Origin of the sequence: Halomonas sp. ATBC28 (assembly GCF_005937175.1) — a bacterium.
Taxonomy (GTDB): Bacteria; Pseudomonadota; Gammaproteobacteria; order Pseudomonadales; family Halomonadaceae; genus Vreelandella; species Vreelandella titanicae.
The window spans coordinates 19008-37534 of the sequence record NZ_VCQL01000016.1 but is presented as its reverse complement, the minus strand read 5'-3'; the positions used below and the strand labels follow the sequence as shown (position 1 = coordinate 37534).

General features: G+C 55.0%; 18 protein-coding genes. 11 read left to right on the top strand and 7 right to left on the bottom strand.

Annotated features, from left to right (window positions below; translation table 11 throughout):
• Window positions 1-41: 41 nt before the first annotated feature.
• Window positions 42-1253: an NnrS family protein gene (locus tag E0L35_RS17765; protein WP_138801016.1), complete on the bottom strand. Its 1212-nt coding sequence runs from the start codon at window positions 1251-1253 to the stop codon at window positions 42-44.
• A 264-nt stretch (window positions 1254-1517) separates the two neighbouring features.
• Here E0L35_RS17765 and hmpA point away from each other — a divergent pair, with 264 nt between their 5' ends.
• Window positions 1518-2690 carry an NO-inducible flavohemoprotein gene (gene hmpA / locus E0L35_RS17760; RefSeq protein WP_009286645.1) on the top strand — a complete coding sequence of 391 codons (1173 nt, stop codon included), beginning with the start codon at window positions 1518-1520 and terminating at the stop codon, window positions 2688-2690.
• 56 nt (window positions 2691-2746) lie between these two features.
• On the opposite strand, the gene E0L35_RS17755 is transcribed toward hmpA, so the two are convergent.
• Window positions 2747-3094: an SCP2 sterol-binding domain-containing protein gene (locus E0L35_RS17755; protein WP_223827950.1), complete on the bottom strand. Its 348-nt coding sequence runs from the start codon at window positions 3092-3094 to the stop codon at window positions 2747-2749.
• A 306-nt stretch (window positions 3095-3400) separates the two neighbouring features.
• Here E0L35_RS17755 and E0L35_RS17750 point away from each other — a divergent pair, with 306 nt between their 5' ends.
• Window positions 3401-4012: a cytochrome c oxidase subunit 3 family protein gene (locus E0L35_RS17750; protein WP_238326099.1), complete on the top strand. Its 612-nt coding sequence runs from the start codon at window positions 3401-3403 to the stop codon at window positions 4010-4012.
• Window positions 4013-4027: 15 nt separating this feature from the next.
• Window positions 4028-4330 carry a cytochrome C oxidase subunit IV family protein gene (locus E0L35_RS17745; RefSeq protein WP_022523543.1) on the top strand — a complete coding sequence of 101 codons (303 nt, stop codon included), beginning with the start codon at window positions 4028-4030 and terminating at the stop codon, window positions 4328-4330.
• A gap of 40 nt (window positions 4331-4370) precedes the next feature.
• On the opposite strand, the gene E0L35_RS17740 is transcribed toward E0L35_RS17745, so the two are convergent.
• From E0L35_RS17740 to E0L35_RS17720, 5 genes are all read right to left on the bottom strand, one after another.
• On the bottom strand, window positions 4371-4568 hold the full coding sequence (locus E0L35_RS17740) for a hypothetical protein (RefSeq protein WP_022523544.1): 198 nt from the start codon (window positions 4566-4568) through the stop codon (window positions 4371-4373).
• Window positions 4569-4579: 11 nt separating this feature from the next.
• Window positions 4580-6523 (bottom strand): VWA domain-containing protein, encoded by a 1944-nt coding sequence (locus tag E0L35_RS17735; RefSeq protein ID WP_138801015.1) that lies wholly within the window; start codon window positions 6521-6523, stop codon window positions 4580-4582.
• Window positions 6524-6532: 9 nt separating this feature from the next.
• Entirely contained in the window at window positions 6533-7345 is an 813-nt protein-coding gene (locus E0L35_RS17730) for a CbbQ/NirQ/NorQ/GpvN family protein (RefSeq protein WP_138801014.1), read from the bottom strand.
• Between the two features lie 64 nt (window positions 7346-7409).
• Window positions 7410-8765 (bottom strand): cbb3-type cytochrome c oxidase subunit I, encoded by a 1356-nt coding sequence (locus E0L35_RS17725; RefSeq protein ID WP_138801013.1) that lies wholly within the window; start codon window positions 8763-8765, stop codon window positions 7410-7412.
• 38 nt (window positions 8766-8803) lie between these two features.
• On the bottom strand, window positions 8804-9256 hold the full coding sequence (locus E0L35_RS17720; RefSeq protein ID WP_088701534.1) for a cytochrome c: 453 nt from the start codon (window positions 9254-9256) through the stop codon (window positions 8804-8806).
• Window positions 9257-9711: 455 nt separating this feature from the next.
• On the opposite strand from E0L35_RS17720, the gene E0L35_RS17715 reads away from it, so the two are divergent.
• The 8 genes from E0L35_RS17715 to E0L35_RS17680 all read left to right on the top strand — a co-directional run bounded on the left by E0L35_RS17715 (window position 9712) and on the right by E0L35_RS17680 (window position 18490).
• The gene (locus E0L35_RS17715) at window positions 9712-10278 is read left to right on the top strand and encodes a YIP1 family protein (protein WP_138801012.1); all 567 of its coding nucleotides are present in this window, start codon (window positions 9712-9714) and stop codon (window positions 10276-10278) included.
• A 69-nt stretch (window positions 10279-10347) separates the two neighbouring features.
• Window positions 10348-10698 (top strand): DUF488 family protein, encoded by a 351-nt coding sequence (locus E0L35_RS17710; protein ID WP_138801011.1) that lies wholly within the window; start codon window positions 10348-10350, stop codon window positions 10696-10698.
• A gap of 325 nt (window positions 10699-11023) precedes the next feature.
• Window positions 11024-11326: a c-type cytochrome gene (locus E0L35_RS17705; RefSeq protein ID WP_022523551.1), complete on the top strand. Its 303-nt coding sequence runs from the start codon at window positions 11024-11026 to the stop codon at window positions 11324-11326.
• A 26-nt stretch (window positions 11327-11352) separates the two neighbouring features.
• Window positions 11353-13500, top strand: a complete 2148-nt coding sequence (locus tag E0L35_RS17700; protein WP_138801010.1) for a NosR/NirI family protein — start codon at window positions 11353-11355, stop codon at window positions 13498-13500.
• A gap of 17 nt (window positions 13501-13517) precedes the next feature.
• On the top strand, window positions 13518-15395 hold the full coding sequence (gene nosZ / locus E0L35_RS17695; protein ID WP_138801009.1) for a TAT-dependent nitrous-oxide reductase: 1878 nt from the start codon (window positions 13518-13520) through the stop codon (window positions 15393-15395).
• Between the two features lie 46 nt (window positions 15396-15441).
• Window positions 15442-16740 carry a nitrous oxide reductase family maturation protein NosD gene (locus tag E0L35_RS17690; RefSeq protein WP_022523554.1) on the top strand — a complete coding sequence of 433 codons (1299 nt, stop codon included), beginning with the start codon at window positions 15442-15444 and terminating at the stop codon, window positions 16738-16740.
• Window positions 16737-17669: an ABC transporter ATP-binding protein gene (locus E0L35_RS17685; protein ID WP_022523555.1), complete on the top strand. Its 933-nt coding sequence runs from the start codon at window positions 16737-16739 to the stop codon at window positions 17667-17669. The genes E0L35_RS17690 and E0L35_RS17685 overlap by 4 nt, the downstream gene beginning before the upstream one ends.
• Window positions 17666-18490 (top strand): ABC transporter permease subunit, encoded by an 825-nt coding sequence (locus E0L35_RS17680; protein ID WP_138801008.1) that lies wholly within the window; start codon window positions 17666-17668, stop codon window positions 18488-18490. Before E0L35_RS17685 ends, E0L35_RS17680 begins: the two co-directional genes overlap by 4 nt.
• The last annotated feature ends 37 nt before the right edge of the window (window positions 18491-18527 follow it).

The following is an 18527-nucleotide window of genomic DNA, read 5'->3' as shown; positions in this document are numbered from 1 at the left end:
CGCCTGCATCTGGACGGATGCAGGCGCCATCTATTATTCGTTCAGCCATCCTGATCATCGACTCGCGCCTGCATCAACGGCCAAGTGTAGTGCACGACGAATATTGCGTAGGCAACGCACCAGAAGATGATGCTCAGCGTATAGGTCCAGTGGGTGATCTGGGGAAATAACGCCAAGACGGGTGAGCGCACCAAGGCGGCTATTAGCATTAAGCCCAGCGCCACACCAATACCGGGCAAAGTGCGTATGGGGCGGCCCGTATGACCTAGCGAAACTCTGGCCATCATGGCCAGCATCATGGTGCCCATGCCACCAATGGTCAGGGCGTGCACGGCAAGTTCAACGCGCATCAGCCCCATGAGTGCCAAGACCCACATGACAAGCCCTAGCGGAATGCAGGCGTAGCTGCCGTGCAGCCCCCAAAGTAAAGGTTCACGCCAGCTATGCAACCCACCCCAACGCGCCATGCGAACAGTGTTGGCCAACGCCGCTAAGAGCATCACTCCCCCCATTAATAAAGCAGGAATGGCAACCCCCAACATGATGACCAGCTGCAGCACGACTACGCCAGCCGTACTCACCAGCGTCACTCCTTCGAGCAAAGCAATAGGTTCAGGTTTGGTGCGGCCCAAACGATTGGCAGTGAACATGGCAATCACACGTCCGCCCACTACGGTCATCATCAGTGTGATTAACAGTACGGCCAAGTAGGCGGCTTGGCGGATCAGCTCGGCGTCACCCTGCATCACCCCTAAGTGCATCGCCAGGTTAGCCGTGGCAAACAGCAACAGCGCGGGAATAAAGATCAGGTTGCGCCAACGCTTTGCGGTAATGACCAGACGCGCCATAGTAATGGCGACCACTGGAAGAAATGCAAGGTCAACCGCCAGCAGCAGCCATACTGGCAAATCCATGGGAAAAGCCATCAGCACCCTACCTAATAGCCATAACGCCACCAGACCCAGTAGCGGCCCGCCGTTTAAACTTGGCAATCCGGTCCAGTTTTGTACAGCGGTAAGCAAAAACCCCCCAACCACCGCCGCTGCAAAGCCAAACAGCATTTCATGCTGATGCCAGAACACCAGGCCGCCATAAGGGCGCAGCAAAATATTGCCATGCCAAAAGCCAAGCCATACCAGTAGAGATAAAATACTGAACAGCGCGGCCAACAGGAAAAAGGGCCGAAAAGCCAGCCGTAACAACGGCAGTTGCTTGAGTTTGGAGGCAGGTTGGGAGGAGGTGATAGTCGACATAGCATAATACCCCACTGAATTACTTGGATTTGCATTGTGCGCCAGGCCAATAGCAAAAACCATGACAAGTATCAAAAATGCATCTTATAGACACAGATAAGCTTCATCGTCACTCCATACCAAGCGCTTTTGCATTGTGTTCAGGCCTTGTTGTTCAAATGGCTGGCAGCCCCTCTCCTCAACAGAGCCCCTGCATGGTTGGTATTTATCGCTTTTGGCGTTAAGATGCATTTGTAATGAATCTTAACGCTTGAGGTATTATCCGTGCTAACACATGAGCAAGAAAAGCTGATCAACGCGACCGCTCCCGTCGTGGCCGAACACCTGAATGCGATTACGCAGCGCTTCTATCCGCTGATGTTTACCCGTTACCCAGAGGTTAAGCCGCTCTTTAATGAGGTTCATCAGCAAAGCGGTGGTCAGCCCCGTGCCCTGGCCAACGCCGTGTTGGCCTATGTGCAACTACGCAGTAATCCAGCTCAGGCGCGTGCTACTCTGGATGTTGTGGTCAGTAAACACGTCTCGCTAGGCATTCTTCCCGAGCAGTACCCTATTGTCGGTGAATGCCTGCTGGCAGCGATTGACGAAGTGCTGGGTGAAGCTGTCACCCCGGAAATCGCCGACGCATGGGGCGCTCTATATAACGAGCTTGCCGCCCTGTTAATTGACCTCGAAGACCAGCGCTATCGTGAGTTTGAGCAACGCCCGGGGGGATGGCGCGGCACACGCCGTTTCAAGATTGCCAGTACCCAGCAGGAAAGTGCTTTAATTCGCTCTTTTATCCTTGAGCCCGAGGATGGAGGTCGTGTGGCTGAGCATGAGCCAGGTCAGTATATCGGTGTACGTCTAACCATTAATGGCGAGCTGGTTTATCGGCATTACAGCCTCTCAGACACGCCAAATGGTCAAAGCTATCGAATCTCGATCAAACGCGAAGAACAGGGCCAAGTCAGCCGCCACTTCCACGATGTCTTACAACCTGGCGACACCTTGGAACTGTTACCGCCAGCAGGTGACCTCACGCTGATTGAAGGTGACGAGCCTCTGCTGCTTGCCAGCGGCGGCGTAGGGCAAACGCCCCTGCTTCCCATGGCAAGACATGCCTTGTCCCTTGGGCGGCAAGTCACCTATCTACACGCTGCCCTGGATGCCGACCACCAGGCTTTTAAAGGCGAATTAGAAGCGCTTAAGAGCGAGTACCCTCAACGTCTTAAGGCTGTCCGTATTCATGAGCGCGGCAACGAAGCCGAACATATTGGTCGTATCGACCACAGCTTATTAGCTCACTACCTGCCTGATCTTAAGGCGCGCTGCTATTTCGTCGGCCCCCAAGGATTCATGACAGCGATTAACAGCGCTTTGTCCGAACTGGGTGTCGACGAGGATCGCCGACACTTTGAGCACTTTGGCCCCTCGCGCCCCCTCGACGCAGCTTAATAATGGGCGGCCTCGGGATATCCCAAGGCCGCTTGTGAACATTTCAGAAGCCTGGGTCACTCTTTACGTACCAAACGCTCCAGCCCCAACAACAGTTCCCCCACACGCCCTTGTGCAAGGCCTTCCTCGCAACCGTCAAGTAGATTCTTGAGCGTCAACCCCAGCTCTGTATCCCCTTCAATGATTAAGCGACGCTGGAAAAACAGGCTGTCGGGATCCTCGCGGCGCGTGGCAAGGCACAAGAATTCCCGCCAACCTCCCCGAATGGTTGCCTCGCCTTTCTCGCGACATAATATCAAGCGCTGGGATTCAAGCGTCAGACTTAGCGTCACACCTAAATCGGCGATGGTGAGACTAATGCGCCGACCTTCCAAAGCATCGAATTCCCCCTCAGCAAGCGGCATAGCAAAAGTACGGTTGAGTAAAGGCTCGACTATACGTTGCTTAATTGTAAACGGTACCCGTGGATCAAGGAGACGTATCAAATGGCTAGGCGTTATAGGAGGGGAAATTGAAAAAGAGGGCATGGAAAAAGGTAAAGACAGCAATGACATAACAGTCACTCCGAAGTAAAGGCATCATCGGCAAACACTAGGCCACTGATGCTAAGCGTTGCCGTGGCGCTGGGTAGTGACGCGTGTCAAATAAAAGAAATATTGCACCAAAATTAACATGTATTTAAAATGCACTTAATATATTGACGAAAACTAATGAGCCCTGATACCTCGGCACAACGCTTACCGAGTGGAGTATTAATGAGGCACGACCTGCCCAATCCCGGCTGGGGGCCGCTTTCAGCGCTACCTGGCAATCCACTGATGTGGGTATTGATACTGAGCGAAATGCTGGTTTTCACCGCCTTCTTTGCGCTCTATGCCGGTCAACGCGCCCTTGACCCTGCACTATTCAATGAATCCCAACATCAGCTTGACCCGGTGCTGGGCGGCCTCAATACCCTGGTGCTCTTGACCAGTGGGCTTTTTGTAGCCTTTGCCGTTGAGGCCATAAGCGCTCAGCGCATACAGCGCAGCCGACAGTGGTTAGGCGCCGCTATACTGTTGGGCCTACTGTTCTGCCTCATTAAGGTTTTTGAGTATACAAGTAAGTTTGCCGCTGGAATAACGCCAGAAACGAACGCTTTTTTTGGTTTTTACTATGGTTTAACCGCCTTCCATTTTGCTCACGTTGTGTTCGGCTTAGCGCTACTAGGCTTAGTGAGCTGGCGCACCTCCACCGAGAACGTAGAAACGGCGGCAGCCTTCTGGCATATGGTGGACTTGATTTGGATCCTGCTTTATCCACTGATTTATCTGCTGAGATAATTTTGTGAGGAAACAATGAGGGCACTGCCCGGTACGCGACGTTTACTGATTACTTGGGGCGTATTAATGGCGCTGACCCTGGTTTCCATGGTTTCCGCTCGGCTAGATCAGACCACCGACTGGCAGGCGCTTCCCCTATGGTCAGCCGCCATGATAATGATGGCGACCGGTTTCAAAGCCCACTGTGTGCTCATGGTCTATTTAAACTTGCGCGCCGCGACCCCAGCCTGGAAGGGAGTTTTCATTGCCCTGACACTATTAACGTTAACGCTGATTGCCGCGGGCTACCTGGCCGGTCGCTTTCATTTAGTGGGGTAGCCTCACAGGATTGGATTTAGCGCAGTGCGGAATCAGTACCTCAAGGCCGCTGCGCGGCGTTTGCCCAGGCTTCCAGCGACCGACCCAACCGCATCAAACCATAAACGATAAAGGGAACCAGCAACATCAGCGCCACGCCCCAATCTCGGTTATTGATAAGCCATACCAGCGGCACGACTATCCCTAAAGCGACCAAAGACCACAGACTAATCGCCGCTACAAAGCGCAAGCGCACCATAGATAACCTCCTTAGGAAGCAACAATCTGGCGGTAGATACTCGGCAGCGCCAAGGCGAGATGCTCCGGACGCTGGACAATGGCATAACCCCCTCGCCCAAACAGATGAGGAATATAGCGCCCCGCCTCCCGGTCAATCGTTACCCCGAACACGCGCACTTCTTCCCGTCGCGCTTCAAGTACCGCTTTGTGCGTATCCTCTATACCATAGCGCCCTTCATAATAGTCGGTATCGTTAGGCTTACCGTCGGTCAGAAGTAGCAGCAACCGGTGCCGATTGGGCCGTTTGGCAAGCGCTTGGGAAAGGTGCCGAATAGCGGGCCCCATACGCGTGTAGTGGCCTGGTTTGAGCGCTGCGATCCGCCGTGACACCCGCTCGCCCATTGGCTCATCGAAACTTTTCAGCGTATTGACCCAAACACGGTGACGACGGTGGGAGGTAAAGCTGTGAATGGCATAGTCATCGCCGCACCCCGCAAGGCCGTGCCCCAATACCAGCAGCGCTTCTTTAGCCACATCCAGCACTCGCCGGTCTTCCAGCCAGGCCTCAGTGGAAAGGGATACATCGACCAGGATCGAAACCGCCAAATCCCTCGCCTGGGTACGGCTAGCTTGATAGAGACGGTCGCTGGCTTCGCCGGTCGCCGCCAGATCACAGCGGGAGCGAATGACGGCGTCCATATCCAGCTCGCTGCCATCCAGCTGGCCACGTAGCGTCTCACGACGCGGCCTAAGTGCTTCAAACTCGCGTCGGACTCGGCGAATGCGCCGTTTTGTCGTTTCATCCGGCTGCCAGTTCTCCCCCTCCTCGCTCTGCACATCGCTGAGTACCACACAGTGGTCAGGCATATAGATTTGCTTACGATGGTTCCATTCCGGATAGGTATGGCGCCCCCGCAGCCTTCCCCCACTCACCTCACCGGGCGCCAGATCAAGATCAAGCTTTAACTTGGAAGCTGCCTTCTTACGGTTAGCACTGAGCACAATTTCGTCAATCTGATCGGCCGCCTGTTTTGCCTCATCGTCGTCTTCATCCTCTACATGGCGATTGAGATTGACCATTTCGGCCCAGGAAAGCATCTTTTCGGATGCATTGAGCATTAAAGAGTCATCGCGGTCGGCCTGATCCTGCTCGCGCCGGTCAGCCTTACGTTTACCGTGATCATCTTGTGGCGAATTCTTCCCTGGAACCGGCGCCTCATCATCTTCCTGCTCGGTTCGTGCTTGTTTATGAGTACCCAGGGCAACGGCTTGCCCCCATAGCGGCACCGGCAGTGGCGGCCGGTATCCATGCGGCGCATGAAAATTGTCCAAAGACAGGGTCTCGTCGAGGATGGCGATATGCATCACTTCGGCCCAGCCAGCCTCGGGCGGCGTTTCTCCCAGCTGGGCACAGAGAACGGATTCAAGCGCTGCTTCCATCGGCGGCAAGCGCTTGCGCTGAGGGCGAATGGCCAGCAATGCCTGACATAACCTGGCGTGACGCTGAGCGAGCCCAGGGAAGTGGGCCAACACTGCCCGAGTCGCCCGGTTTACTTCACGCAGCTGGAGAAGGTCTTGCTGTAGCGGATCTTCGACGACGTGCACATGCCGGGTCACCGCCAGGTACGCTACCAGCCAAAGGTAGAGATCCCGGTTCAGGGAAGCCTCGGCGAACAGGGCAATGCGTGGCGGTAACAACAGTCTTTCTTCGTCACGGCGTGCTTGATCGAGCACCTCCTCATCAAGCCCAAGCCTTTGACGTAAGGATAAGCGATGCGACGAACTACGCCCCGCAATAGCAGCAACATCGATACCCGCCTCGCCGCCTCCGGCGCGGAAAAAGACGCCGAGCATGGGCCGCAGCGTTTCAAGGCGCACTGCGGCTTCGGGATGGTCTGGGTAGCTTGCCGCACTGGAAGCCCATCGGTGCCAATGGCGGCCTACAAACTCTTCGACTTCAAGAAAATCAAGCATGCCCTGCCCTCACCCAAAGGTTGCGTGAATGGCTTCCATCAGCCCTTCCTGAACATCTGCGTCATCACTCAGCGGCTCCACTAAAGTAGCCCGGGCAGCTTCCAAAATGGGCACCCCGGCAGCAATCAGGGTAGCGCAGTAAACTAACAGGCGAGTAGAAACACCCTCTTCTAAATCCTGCCCCTTCATGGCCCGCAGGCTGGCGGCAAGATTGACCAGCGCGGCGCACTGCTCTCCGGGCAAACCACTCTCCCGCGCGACAATATCGCGCTCAACTTTGGGTGGTGGAAAATCAAATGACATGGCCAGGAAGCGCTGGCGGGTACTCGGTTTAAGCGATTTGAGAATATGCTGATAACCAGGGTTGTAAGACACTACCAGCATGAAGTCATCCGGCGCTTCGAGCAGTTCCCCGGTACGTTCCAACGGCAGTAGTCGGCGGTCATCGGTGAGCGGGTGAAGCACCACGGTGACATCTTTACGCGCTTCTACCACCTCATCGAGATAGCAGATACCCCCTTCGCGCACTGCGCGAGTAAGCGGGCCATCGACCCAGCGGGTCTCGCCGCCCTGCAACAGATAGCGGCCTGTAAGGTCGGCTGAAGTCAGGTCGTCGTGACATGAAACAGTGAATAGTGGGCGGCCCAGCTTAGCGGCCATATGGCTAACAAAACGTGTTTTACCACACCCGGTGGGGCCTTTAAGTAACAGCGGCAAACGTTGGCGAAAGGCGTGCTCAAACATAGCGCATTCGTTGCCGACATTCTCGTAGAAAGGTATTTCACGCTCATCGATAGGATTAGCGACAGAAGAAAGAGGCATGGGAAGACTCCATTGCCGGAAAATAAATAAAGAAAGTAAAAACGGCCCCGCAGGGCCGTTAAGTTCAGGCCGAGCCTGCCCCAGCTGTAATTTGTGTGCCGCCGGCTGGCACCTGCTCTCGAGCGGGGCCGAAGAAAGAGTAAAGCAACATGATCGACCCCACGGCCACGGCCACGCCAGCGCCCAGACGCATAAGATAGAACAGGCCTAATTGATCCTGTACTTCCATGTAATTCATACCCAAGACGCGCTGCAAGTGAGTCTGCACGACCCCGGCGAAGGTCAGGGTAAAGGTCATAAAGCACATGGCACTGGTGACGATCCAGAAGCCCCACATGTTCAGCACTTGGTTATAAGGCTGCACACGGCGGATCTGCGGCATGGCGTAGGTAATCACGCCAAGAATCAGCATCACATAGGCACCATAGAAAGCTAGATGGCCATGAGCGGCGGTTACCTGAGTACCATGGCTGTAGTAATTCACGAACGAGAGGGTATGCATAAAGCCCCACACACCAGCGCCGAAAAAGGCAATGGTTGGGCAGCCTAGGGCCCATAGCATGGCCGCTTTATTAGGGTGGTTACGACTGCCCTTCCAGAACATGGTAAAGGCGAATACCACCATGGCGAAGAAAGGCGCCACTTCAAGCGTCGAGAAGATACTGCCGATGGGCTGCCAGTAGCCAGGTGCACCAATCCAGTAGTAGTGGTGCCCGGTGCCCAGCAGGCCGGAGAACAGTGCCAACCCAACAATGATATAGAGCCATTTTTCGATCACTTCGCGATCCACGCCGGTCATTTTGATCAGCAGGTAACCCAGCAAGGAAGCCATGATCAATTCCCATACGCCTTCCACCCACAGATGCACCACCCACCACCAGTAGAGTTTATCTACCGCTAGATTGGTCGGATTGTAGAAAGCGAATAACCAAAACACTGCCGCTAGCCAAAGCCCCAGCATTAACACCAGATTGATAGCGGTCTTGCGGCCCTTGAGCAGCGTCATGCTGGTATTGAAAAGAAACATTAGAAAAGAAATGGTGATGAGTATTTTCACCCAGAACGGTTGCTCAAGAAACTCGCGCCCTTCATGGATACCGAACTGGTAGCCGACCAGAGCAGCGACGCCAGCAAAAGCAAAGATCGCCAGCTGGATATACGCCAGATTGGGACTATGAATTTCCCGCTCGGCTTCCTCTGGCATCAGATAGTAGGTGCAGCCCATAAAACCGATCAGCAGCCACACAATCAACAGATTGGTATGGCTGACACGCATGATATGAAAGGGCATCACTTCGGCCATAAAGTTGGGCCAAGCATAGACGATGGCGGCCAGTAGTCCGAAGACTATTTGTAGCGTAAATAGCGCCATGGCCACCATAAAAAAGGGTAAAGCAACCTTCTGGGTTTCATATTTCATTGTACGGTTCTCCTTGATTCATCCTTCGGCTGGTAGCTTTAGCCAGCGGGATGTGGGGGCCAGTCCTGATCGTCGATGCCATCGGTCCATTCGAGGAAGTCGATTAGCGAGTTCATATCCTCTTCGCTAAAGTCATACGCTGGCATTTGACGACGACCCTCGATCCCCAATGGCTGGGCGCGGATCCAGGCATTAATACCCGATCTGGCAGCCTCAGGATTTTCATGACCTCCATAGCGTTCCCAGACGTTACCCAGTTCAGGAGCGAAATAAGCACCCTCTCCCATAATGCTATGGCAGTTGATACACATGTTTTTTTCCCACACTTCTTTGCCATGCTTAACAGAATCCGTGAGACCTTCGCTGTCCGTGGAGACATTGACCATGTACCAATGACTATGAGCCGTTAGCGCGGCAAAGAGCAGGAAGAAGAACAGCGAACCACCGTAGAAAATATTGCGGGCCGCTGATTTAGTGAGACCATCAGCCATAAGCCATACTCCCTTGCTAGTCAGATCCGACCTTCGGCTGGGAAGCCAAAAGGCATACGTTTATTAAGATGTATATTATTTACATTTTTAAGATTAGCAGAAGAATCCCTCTAGCAACATTGCCACAGGTCAATTTTTGGCAAGAGCGATACCCTTGGTAAATTTAAGATTACGAATTAATTCGAGCCAGAACGCGGCTGGGGTTCTTAATAGTACCTAACCACTCTGTGCGATTTTCACCAGGACATAGCCGTTCTAGAGGTAGGCTGATGCTATGACTTCTCAGATTTCACACGGGCATGTACCACTGATGCTGATATGGGTTGCACACTCTTAAAACAGAGGGAATCAAGCTTCACACTTGACAAAATACAAACTAGCCTTAATTCTGAATATAATATCACGACATGATATTTTGAGCTCACAACGATCACAACTGACTGCGAGGCTAGACAATGAACCCTCTAACCATTATTCAACTGCCCTTTACCCATTTAGCGGGATGGAAAGACCTCCAGCAACGCCATACTTCAATCGCCACTCTGGCCTGGTGCATCGTGCTGCCAATGTCGTTGTTACCTCCCGTGATGCTCTATTATGCCGGTACACACTACGGAGATATCTTCGCTCCAGGCTTCGCCGATCGGCAGTGGCGCTTCATCACGACCATTCTATTCCTGGCCGAGCTGCTCACCTTCTTTGTAATGGGCTGGCTAATTCACGCGGTGGTCAATAGCGATCGTGATCTCTCAATTAGCTACCACGACGCTTATCTGTTGGCAGCCCTAGCACCTTTGCCACTTTGGTCCGCAGCGATCGCTTTGCTGATCCCCAGCCTGTTGTTCAATGCGCTGGTAGTACTGGTGGCACTGGGCATCTCTTGCAGTTTGGTCTACCACGGGCTGCAGGCTCTGTGTAAACGCTCAGCGAATGACGTAACAACGATGTCTGCTACTTACACCGTTATGGCCGCCGGGGTGCTGGCATGGGGTTTACTGATGGCTATTGTCTGGGCTTACTAGGATTCAAGTAGAGTGGAACCGACTCACTAGCTAGGCTTAAAAGGAAACTCATTTACTTGCGAGATAGCGATGGATATTGAATTAAAGCGAGCCTATGACTCACCTCAAAGCAAAGATGGTTATCGTGTCCTCGTCGACGGTATCTGGCCGCGCGGGGTGTCCAAGGAGGAAGCCAAAATCGATGAATGGCGCAAGGAGGTCGCCCCAAGCAGCGAACTTCGTAAAGCGTTTCATAATGGCTCTCTCGGCTGGAGTGGCTTCCGCCGTCGCTATCTCAAAGAGTTAACCTCTTATCGCGAGTCTCTTCGTGATCTTGCACAACGTGCCAGGAAAGAGCGAGTTACTCTGGTATTTGCCTCTAAGGAAGAGCGCCGTAACAATGCCGAAGTGCTGCGCCAGTACTTGAACATGTTGAAATAATCCACGCTGTAAAAAACATTTCTACATCGCCACACCCCTAGCGCCGTGGTGCATAGCCAAGCGTCTGAATTTCGAGTTTAAATCACAATAACGACTGACGTCATCGCCTACCCACTAAGGGGTAATAAGCTAATGCTCTGTAGGGGTACGCGAGACTAAAAATGATCCAGATCAACATTAGTCCCCCTTATTTCTTTAAAGTGAACTTCATACCTTTTCTCGTACTGAGAAATCAGTACCCAGCAACTCGTATACCTCTATAAACCACCTTGCCACGTTGCCGAATTGGTACTTTCAACTCAAAAGATGCATAAGGAATACTTCAATGAAAACCCTCGCGTCCATACTGTTGCTAGGCGTTGTTGCTTCTATTTCGGTTACCGCTCATGCAGATGGCGAAGCCACCTATAACCAAGCCTGCATGGCTTGCCACATGACGGGCGCCGCAGGTGCTCCCATTCGCGGCAATGCCGAACACTGGGAGCCACGCTTAGAAAAAGACATGGACACCCTGTACGACCACGCGATTAACGGTTTTCAGGCAATGCCGCCGAAAGGAGGCCAATTGGGCTTGAGCGATGACGAAGTGAAAGCTGCCGTCGACCACTTGCTAGAACCGGTTCTATAACGCTCTTGACCCGAAAGGAAACCACGATGTCCCCTGTGGCTTGCCCGCGCCGTCTAACCGGCATCTGGATTAGCTTACTGTTACTCCTAGCGATAACACTGCCCGCCCAAGCTATCGAACTGGAGCAGGTACGCGAGGGGTTTCCCACGGCAGAGCGTCTTGAAGCCGCGGATTCACAGTGGCCGGTAAGCCGTGTACTCGCCAGCGACGATGAGTTGCTCGGCTACGCTTTTGAGAGTGTGGATGTCGCTCCGATCCCCGCCTACTCGGGCAAACCGGTCAATGTACTGGTGGGGATCGGTCTGGATGGGCAAATTGTACAGGCCGACGTCCTCAGTCATTCAGAGCCGATCATGCTGGTGGGCATTCCCGAATCGAAGCTAAATAGCTTCGCCGATGAGCATGAATCGGCCCACGTCAATGACAGGCTCAGGGTCGGCGACAATCTTGACGCGATCTCTGGCGCGACGGTGACCGTCATCGTCGTCAGCGACACCATCATGCGCAGCGCCAGGCAAGTGGCCGCTGAACAGCAGCTCATTGCCGACCCCTCCCAGACACCACCGGCACGCGTTCGAGAAGACGTTTTCGCCCCTGCCAACTGGGATGAACTGACCGGCGACGGCACCATTCGCCGTTTGCAACTGACCCATGGCGAGGTCGATGCGAGCTTTGTAGGTACGCCCGCCGAAGATTACCTGCGCTCGCCACAGCCCGCCGATAAAACCTTTATCGAGCTGTTTTACACCTACCTCAACCCACCAACCGCTGGCCGCAACCTGCTCGGCGATACTGGCTATGACCAACTAATGGTCGAGCTGAAGGATGGCGAGCACGCTATTGCCGTCATGGGGCGTGGTGACTACTCATTCAAGGGCTCAGGGTATGTGCGCGGCGGCATCTTCGATCGCATCGAGCTTTCACAGGGCAGCACTCGGGTCAGCTTTCATGATCGCGATCACATCCGCCTGGGTGATCTGGCCCTCGAAGGCGCGCCCTCACTGGCCGAGCGAGACATCTTCATCGTCCTCGAAGAGGCGGGCTTCGACCCCGGACAACCCTGGCAACTGGAATTACTGGTTCGCCGCGCCTCTGGCCCCTTGGATACCGAGTTCAGCCGCTTTAGCGCTGATTACAGTGTTCCCGAGGCCTATATAGAGCGGCCTGAGCCACCGGAGGAAGAGCCTATCTGGGTACAAGTATGGCGCGACAAGGCTTTCCAGATCGCTGTGCTATCCGCCGGATTATTGGTGCTCACTGGCATCATGCTGTTCCAGGATATGCTGGCGCGCCACCCGCGTGTACTGAACCCACTGCGTCTGGGTTTCAAGATATACACCTTAGTATTTATCGGCTGGTACTCGCTGGCCCAGCTATCAGTCGTCAATATCCTTACCTTTACCAACTCGCTGATAAGCGGTTTTAGCTGGTCCTCATTTTTGATCGACCCAATGCTATTTATTCTCTGGTCGTTCGTGGCGGTGAGCCTGCTGCTGTGGGGCCGCGGAGTTTTCTGCGGCTGGCTATGCCCATTCGGCGCTTTACAAGACCTGGTCAACCAGGTCGCTCGCAAACTAAACGTTAAGCAGATAGAGGTGCCCTTCGGGCTCCATGAGCGCCTTTGGGCGATTAAATACATCATTCTGCTGGCCTTGTTCGCAGTCTCGCTACATTCGCTCGGCACCGCGGAACGCTACGCCGAAGTGGAGCCGTTCAAGACCGCAATCACCCTGCGTTTCCAACGTGACTGGGCCTTCGTTATTTATGCTCTGGGACTGGTGGCGATTTCTGCCTTCAACCACAAATTCTACTGCCGCTATCTATGTCCGTTGGGTGCCGGGTTGGCTATTCCTTCGCGTTTACGCCTGTTCGATTGGCTCAAGCGCCACCGCGGTAGCTGCGGTACCCCGTGCCAAATCTGTGCCAATGAATGCGAAGTGGCCGCTATACACCCGGACGGCCGCATCAATGCCAATGAGTGCCACTACTGTCTCGACTGCCAAGTGACCTACCACGACGACCAGCGTTGCCCGCCCATGGTCAAGCGCCGCAAGCGCTATGAAAAGGCGGCCAATATGTCATCGCGCGGTAATAGCGTTGAGACCCAACGGGATACCGACGCCAGCGGCAAACAGGCCGCATGGCAACGCATCCCTCTTCACCAGCAAGACTGATCTCAGGGGAATCAAGCATGAGCGATAAAAAAGACCATATTCAGGATATCGGCCGTCGCCATTTCTTGCGCAATACCGCCGTCACCGGCGTTGCCGGAGCGGGCCTGGCCGGTGGTTTCGGCGCAGGCGCACTGCTCAATAGCCGACAGGTACAGGCGGCTGGCGGCAACGGTGTTGAAGTTGCACCGGGCGAGCTCGACGATTACTACGGTTTCTGGAGCGGCGGCCACTCGGGCGAGGTTCGGGTGCTCGGTGTACCTTCAATGCGCGAACTGATGCGGATTCCAGTGTTCAACGTGGATAGCGCCTCTGGCTGGGGGATCAGCAACGAGTCGAAGCGGATACTCGGCGAGTCGAGCCATTTTCTCAACGGTGACTGCCACCACCCCCATATTTCCATGACCGACGGCAGCTACGACGGCAAGTACCTATTTATCAACGACAAGGCTAACACCCGCGTTGCGCGCATTCGTCTCGATATCATGAAGACGGACAAGGTCACCACCATCCCCAACGTCCAGGCGATTCACGGTTTGCGCCTGCAGAAGGTGCCTTACACCAAGTACGTCTTCGCCAATGCCGAACTGCCGATCCCCCAGATCAATGACGGCCGCGACCTGGAGAACCCCGACAACTACTTCACTATGTTCAACGCTCTCGATGCCGAAAGCATGGACGTGGCCTGGCAGGTGATCGTCGATGGCAACCTCGATAACACCGATGCCGACTACACCGGTCGTTTCGTCGCCTCTACCTGCTACAACTCGGAAAAAGGCATGACCCTGACCGAGACCATGCGCAACGAGCGCGACTGGGTCGTGGTATTCGACGTTGAAGCGATTGAAGCCGCCGTGGCGGCCGGGAACTACAAGACACTGGGTGAATCAAGCGTGCCGGTACTGGATGGGCGCAAGGGCTCGCAACTGACACGTTACATACCTATCCCCAAGAACCCCCACGGTGTGAATACCTCACCGGATGGCAAATATTTCATCGCCAACGGCAAGCTATCCCCAACTTGCTCAATCATCGCCATCGACAAGTTGCCTGAGCTGTTCGACGACAGTATCGAACCGCGCGATACCATCGTGGGTGAACCTGAACTGGGCTTGGGCCCGCTTCACACCACCTACGATGGCCGGGGCAACGCCTATACCACGCTGTTCATCGATAGCCAGGTAGCCAAGTGGAATATTGAGGATGCCATTCGCCACTACAATGGCGAAGACGTCAACTACCTGCGTCAGAAGCTCGATGTCCACTACCAGCCTGGGCATAACCACGCCAGTCTCACCGAATCCCGCGATGCCGACGGCAAGTGGCTGGTAGTGCTGTCGAAGTTTTCCAAAGACCGTTTCCTGCCGGTAGGCCCTCTGCATCCCGAGAACGATCAGTTGATCGACATCTCCGGGGAAGAAATGAAACTGGTGCATGACGGCCCCACTTATGCCGAGCCCCACGACTGTATTCTGGTACGCGCCGACCAGATCAACCCAAGCCGAGTATGGACACGAGACGACCCCTTCTTCGCCGAGACCGTGGCCATGGCCGAGGCAGACGGCGTCAACCTAGAAGGCGAAAGCAAGGTAATCCGCGAGGGCAATAAAGTACGCGTGTACATGACTTCCATCGCACCGCAATTTGGCCTGACCGAATTCAAGGTCAAACAGGGCGATGAGGTGACCGTGGTCATCACCAACCTTGACCAGGTCGAGGATCTGACCCACGGCTTCTGCATGGTCAACCACGGTGTGCAGATGGAGATCAGCCCCCAGCAGACCGCTAGTGTCACCTTCACCGCCGACAAAGCCGGGGTGCACTGGTACTACTGCAACTGGTTCTGCCACGCGATGCATATGGAAATGACTGGTCGCATGCTAGTCGAACCCGCCTGACGACAACACGCGGGCCGATTCCTTCGGCCCGCTGCGGGAGAACACCATGAAACGACACCCTGGCTATTTAGGTTGCCTACTGGCGCTGCTATGGCTTTTTTGGCTGCCTAGCGGGGTTTATGCCGCCGACTGGCTCGCCACGCCTGGTGAGCCGTTACAGCCGTTGATCGAACAGGCGACCGACGGCGATCAATTGCTGCTGCCTGCAGGACGCTACCCCGGGCGTGTGGTTATTGACCGCACGCTGCATATTAGGGGCGAGTTGCAAGCCATCCTCGATGCAGGAGGCCACGGCCATGCGGTGGTGCTGGCAGCTCCCGACATTATATTTGAAGGTGTCCGCATTGAAGACTGGGGAGATAACCTGACAGCACTGGAGGCCGCTATTTTTGTCGAGCCCGCCGCTCACGGCAGCAGCATCCGCAATAACCAGCTAAGCGGGCCTGGCTTCGGCATCTGGCTCGATGCTGTCAATAACGTCAGTGTGATAGGCAATACCATTCGTGGCGATACCCGACTGCGCTCTCAGGATCGCGGCAACGGCATTCACCTCTATAACGTTAGTGACTCAATTATTGAATCCAACGATGTTGCGCAGACTCGCGACGGCATCTATCTCGACAGCAGCCGCCACAACGTGCTGCGCGACAACACCCTGCATGACCTGCGCTATGGCGTGCACTACATGTACTCCTTCGACAATCGTCTTGAAGGCAACCTGACCCAACGAACCCGAACCGGCTACGCCCTGATGCAATCCAAACGCCTGGAAGTCGTTGATAACCGTTCGGAAGCAGACGACAACTACGGCATTTTGATGAACAACATCACCGACTCCCTATTGAGCGGCAACCGTGTCGAAGGCGTCACCCAGCCCCTGGGGGCAGATGGCGAGGGGCGTCTAGCGGGCGGCGACGGCAAGGCACTGTTCGTTTACAACTCGCAGTTCAATCGTATCGAGAATAATCGTTTCGCAGCCAGCGACATTGGCATCCATCTCACCGCCGGTTCAGAGGATAACCAAATGGCGGGCAACGCCTTCATCGCTAATAAGCAGCAAGTCATGTATGTCGCCACCCGTGAGCAGGATTGGTCGGGCAATTACTGGAGCGACTACCTGGGTTGGGATCTTGACGATAACGGTGTCGGCGACACCGCTCATGAGCCCAATGACGCCATGGATCATCTTCTCTGGCGCCACCCCTCCGCGCGCCTGTTGATGCAAAGCCCTGCGGTGTTGGCACTGCGCTGGGTGCAACGTCAGTTCCCGGTGTTTCGTCCCCCGGGGGTCAGAGACAGCGCGCCCTTGATGAGCGAGCCCGGCCGAGAAGGAAATGCTCCATGAACCCAGTAATAGAACTACAGCGAGTTACCAAGCGTCACGGGGCGCTGGTGCGACTAGCTGAAATGGATCTCACCATCAAAGAAGGCGAGATGCTCGCCCTGCTGGGACATAATGGCGCGGGCAAGACGACCATCATGAAACTCATACTGGGCTTAATTGCGCCCAGCTCGGGCCACGTTGACGTCCTCGGTGGCGCTCCTGACGGGCCACATGCCGAACGCCTACGGCGTCAGTTGGGCTATCTACCTGAAAACGTCACCTTCTACGAACAGCTCACCGGGCGTGAAGTGCTCACCTATTTCGCTCGTTTAAAGCGCGCTGACCGCCATCAGGTAACGGTTCTGCTTGAGCGTGTGGGCCTGGTCGAAGCCGCCGACCGTCGCGTTAAAACTTACTCCAAGGGCATGCGCCAGCGCCTTGGCCTGGCCCAGGCTTTACTAGGGTCTCCCCGGCTATTGTTGCTGGATGAACCCACCACCGGCCTTGACCCCGCGGCCACCCGCGATTTTTATCAGGCCGTAAAAGCCCTACGCGACAACGGCTGTACCGTGCTGCTCTCTTCCCATGTACTGCCGGGCATCGAACCCTATATCGACCGCGCCTTGATCCTGGGCAAAGGGCGACGCCTGGCCCTGGGCAGCCTTGAACAACTGCGCGAAGAAGCACAGCTACCGCTGACGTTTCGTATCCACGGCACATTGCTGGCCATGCAGTCTCAGCTCTGGAAAGCCATGTCCCTTGAGCCTATCCCAATCAATGAGCGCTGTGTGGAGGTCAACGTGCCCGCGGAAAATAAAATGCAGGTACTACGTCAATTAACCACCATGCCGAATATCGACGACATCGAGTTATCACCACCCACCCTTGAGCATCTCTACACGCATTTTTCTACTCGCCCCGCCTCACTGACGCTAGGAGCCAGCGCATGAAGGCCATGTTCATCGTCGCCGCCAAAGAGTTCCAGGATGGCCTGCGTAATCGCTGGGTACTGGCGATCACCGTGATCCTTGCCGTTCTGGCAATGGGTATTGCCTACTTTGGTGCCGCTGCGAGCGGCGGTCTTGGTTTTACTTCACTGGCCACCACCCTGGTCAGTTTATCAACTCTGGCCGTTTTTCTGATCCCCTTAATCGCGCTGATGCTAGCCTACGACGCCGTTGTCGGTGAGCAGGAGGCCGGCACGCTACTACTGCTACTCACCTACCCTATAAGTCGTTCGGCGTTGCTGTTTGGTAAGTTCTTCGGCCATGGGATGATTCTGGCTGTCGCCACGCTACTCGGTTTTGGTATCGCGGGTATGGTTATTGCGTTGGGCGCTGAAGGCGTACCGCTTATCCAACTAACCGTCGGCCTAGCACGATTGATCGCCAGCAGTGTGCTCTTGGGCTGGGTGTTTTTGGCCTTTGCCTACCTGATCAGCGTAACGGTCACCGAAAAGGCACGGGCCGCCGGGTTGGCACTGGGAGTGTGGTTTCTGTTCGTGCTGGTATTCGATCTAGTACTGCTGGCCCTACTGGTTGGCGTCAAGCAGGGGGGCGACTGGCTCCCCTACCTGATGCTGCTCAATCCCACCGACAGTTTTCGCTTGATCAATCTGTCGGGGTTCGACACCACACAGCTAGAAAGCGGTATCGCGGCTATCGCGCAGCAAGGCGCGCTCCACTCTGCCTGGCCGCCCTTGGCAATGCTGGTTTGGGTCGTGGTGCCCCTGCTATTGGCCGCCCGTCGCTTCCACCGTCATACCGCTTAACATCATCTCTTAACATCATTTTATTAACGAGGATTGA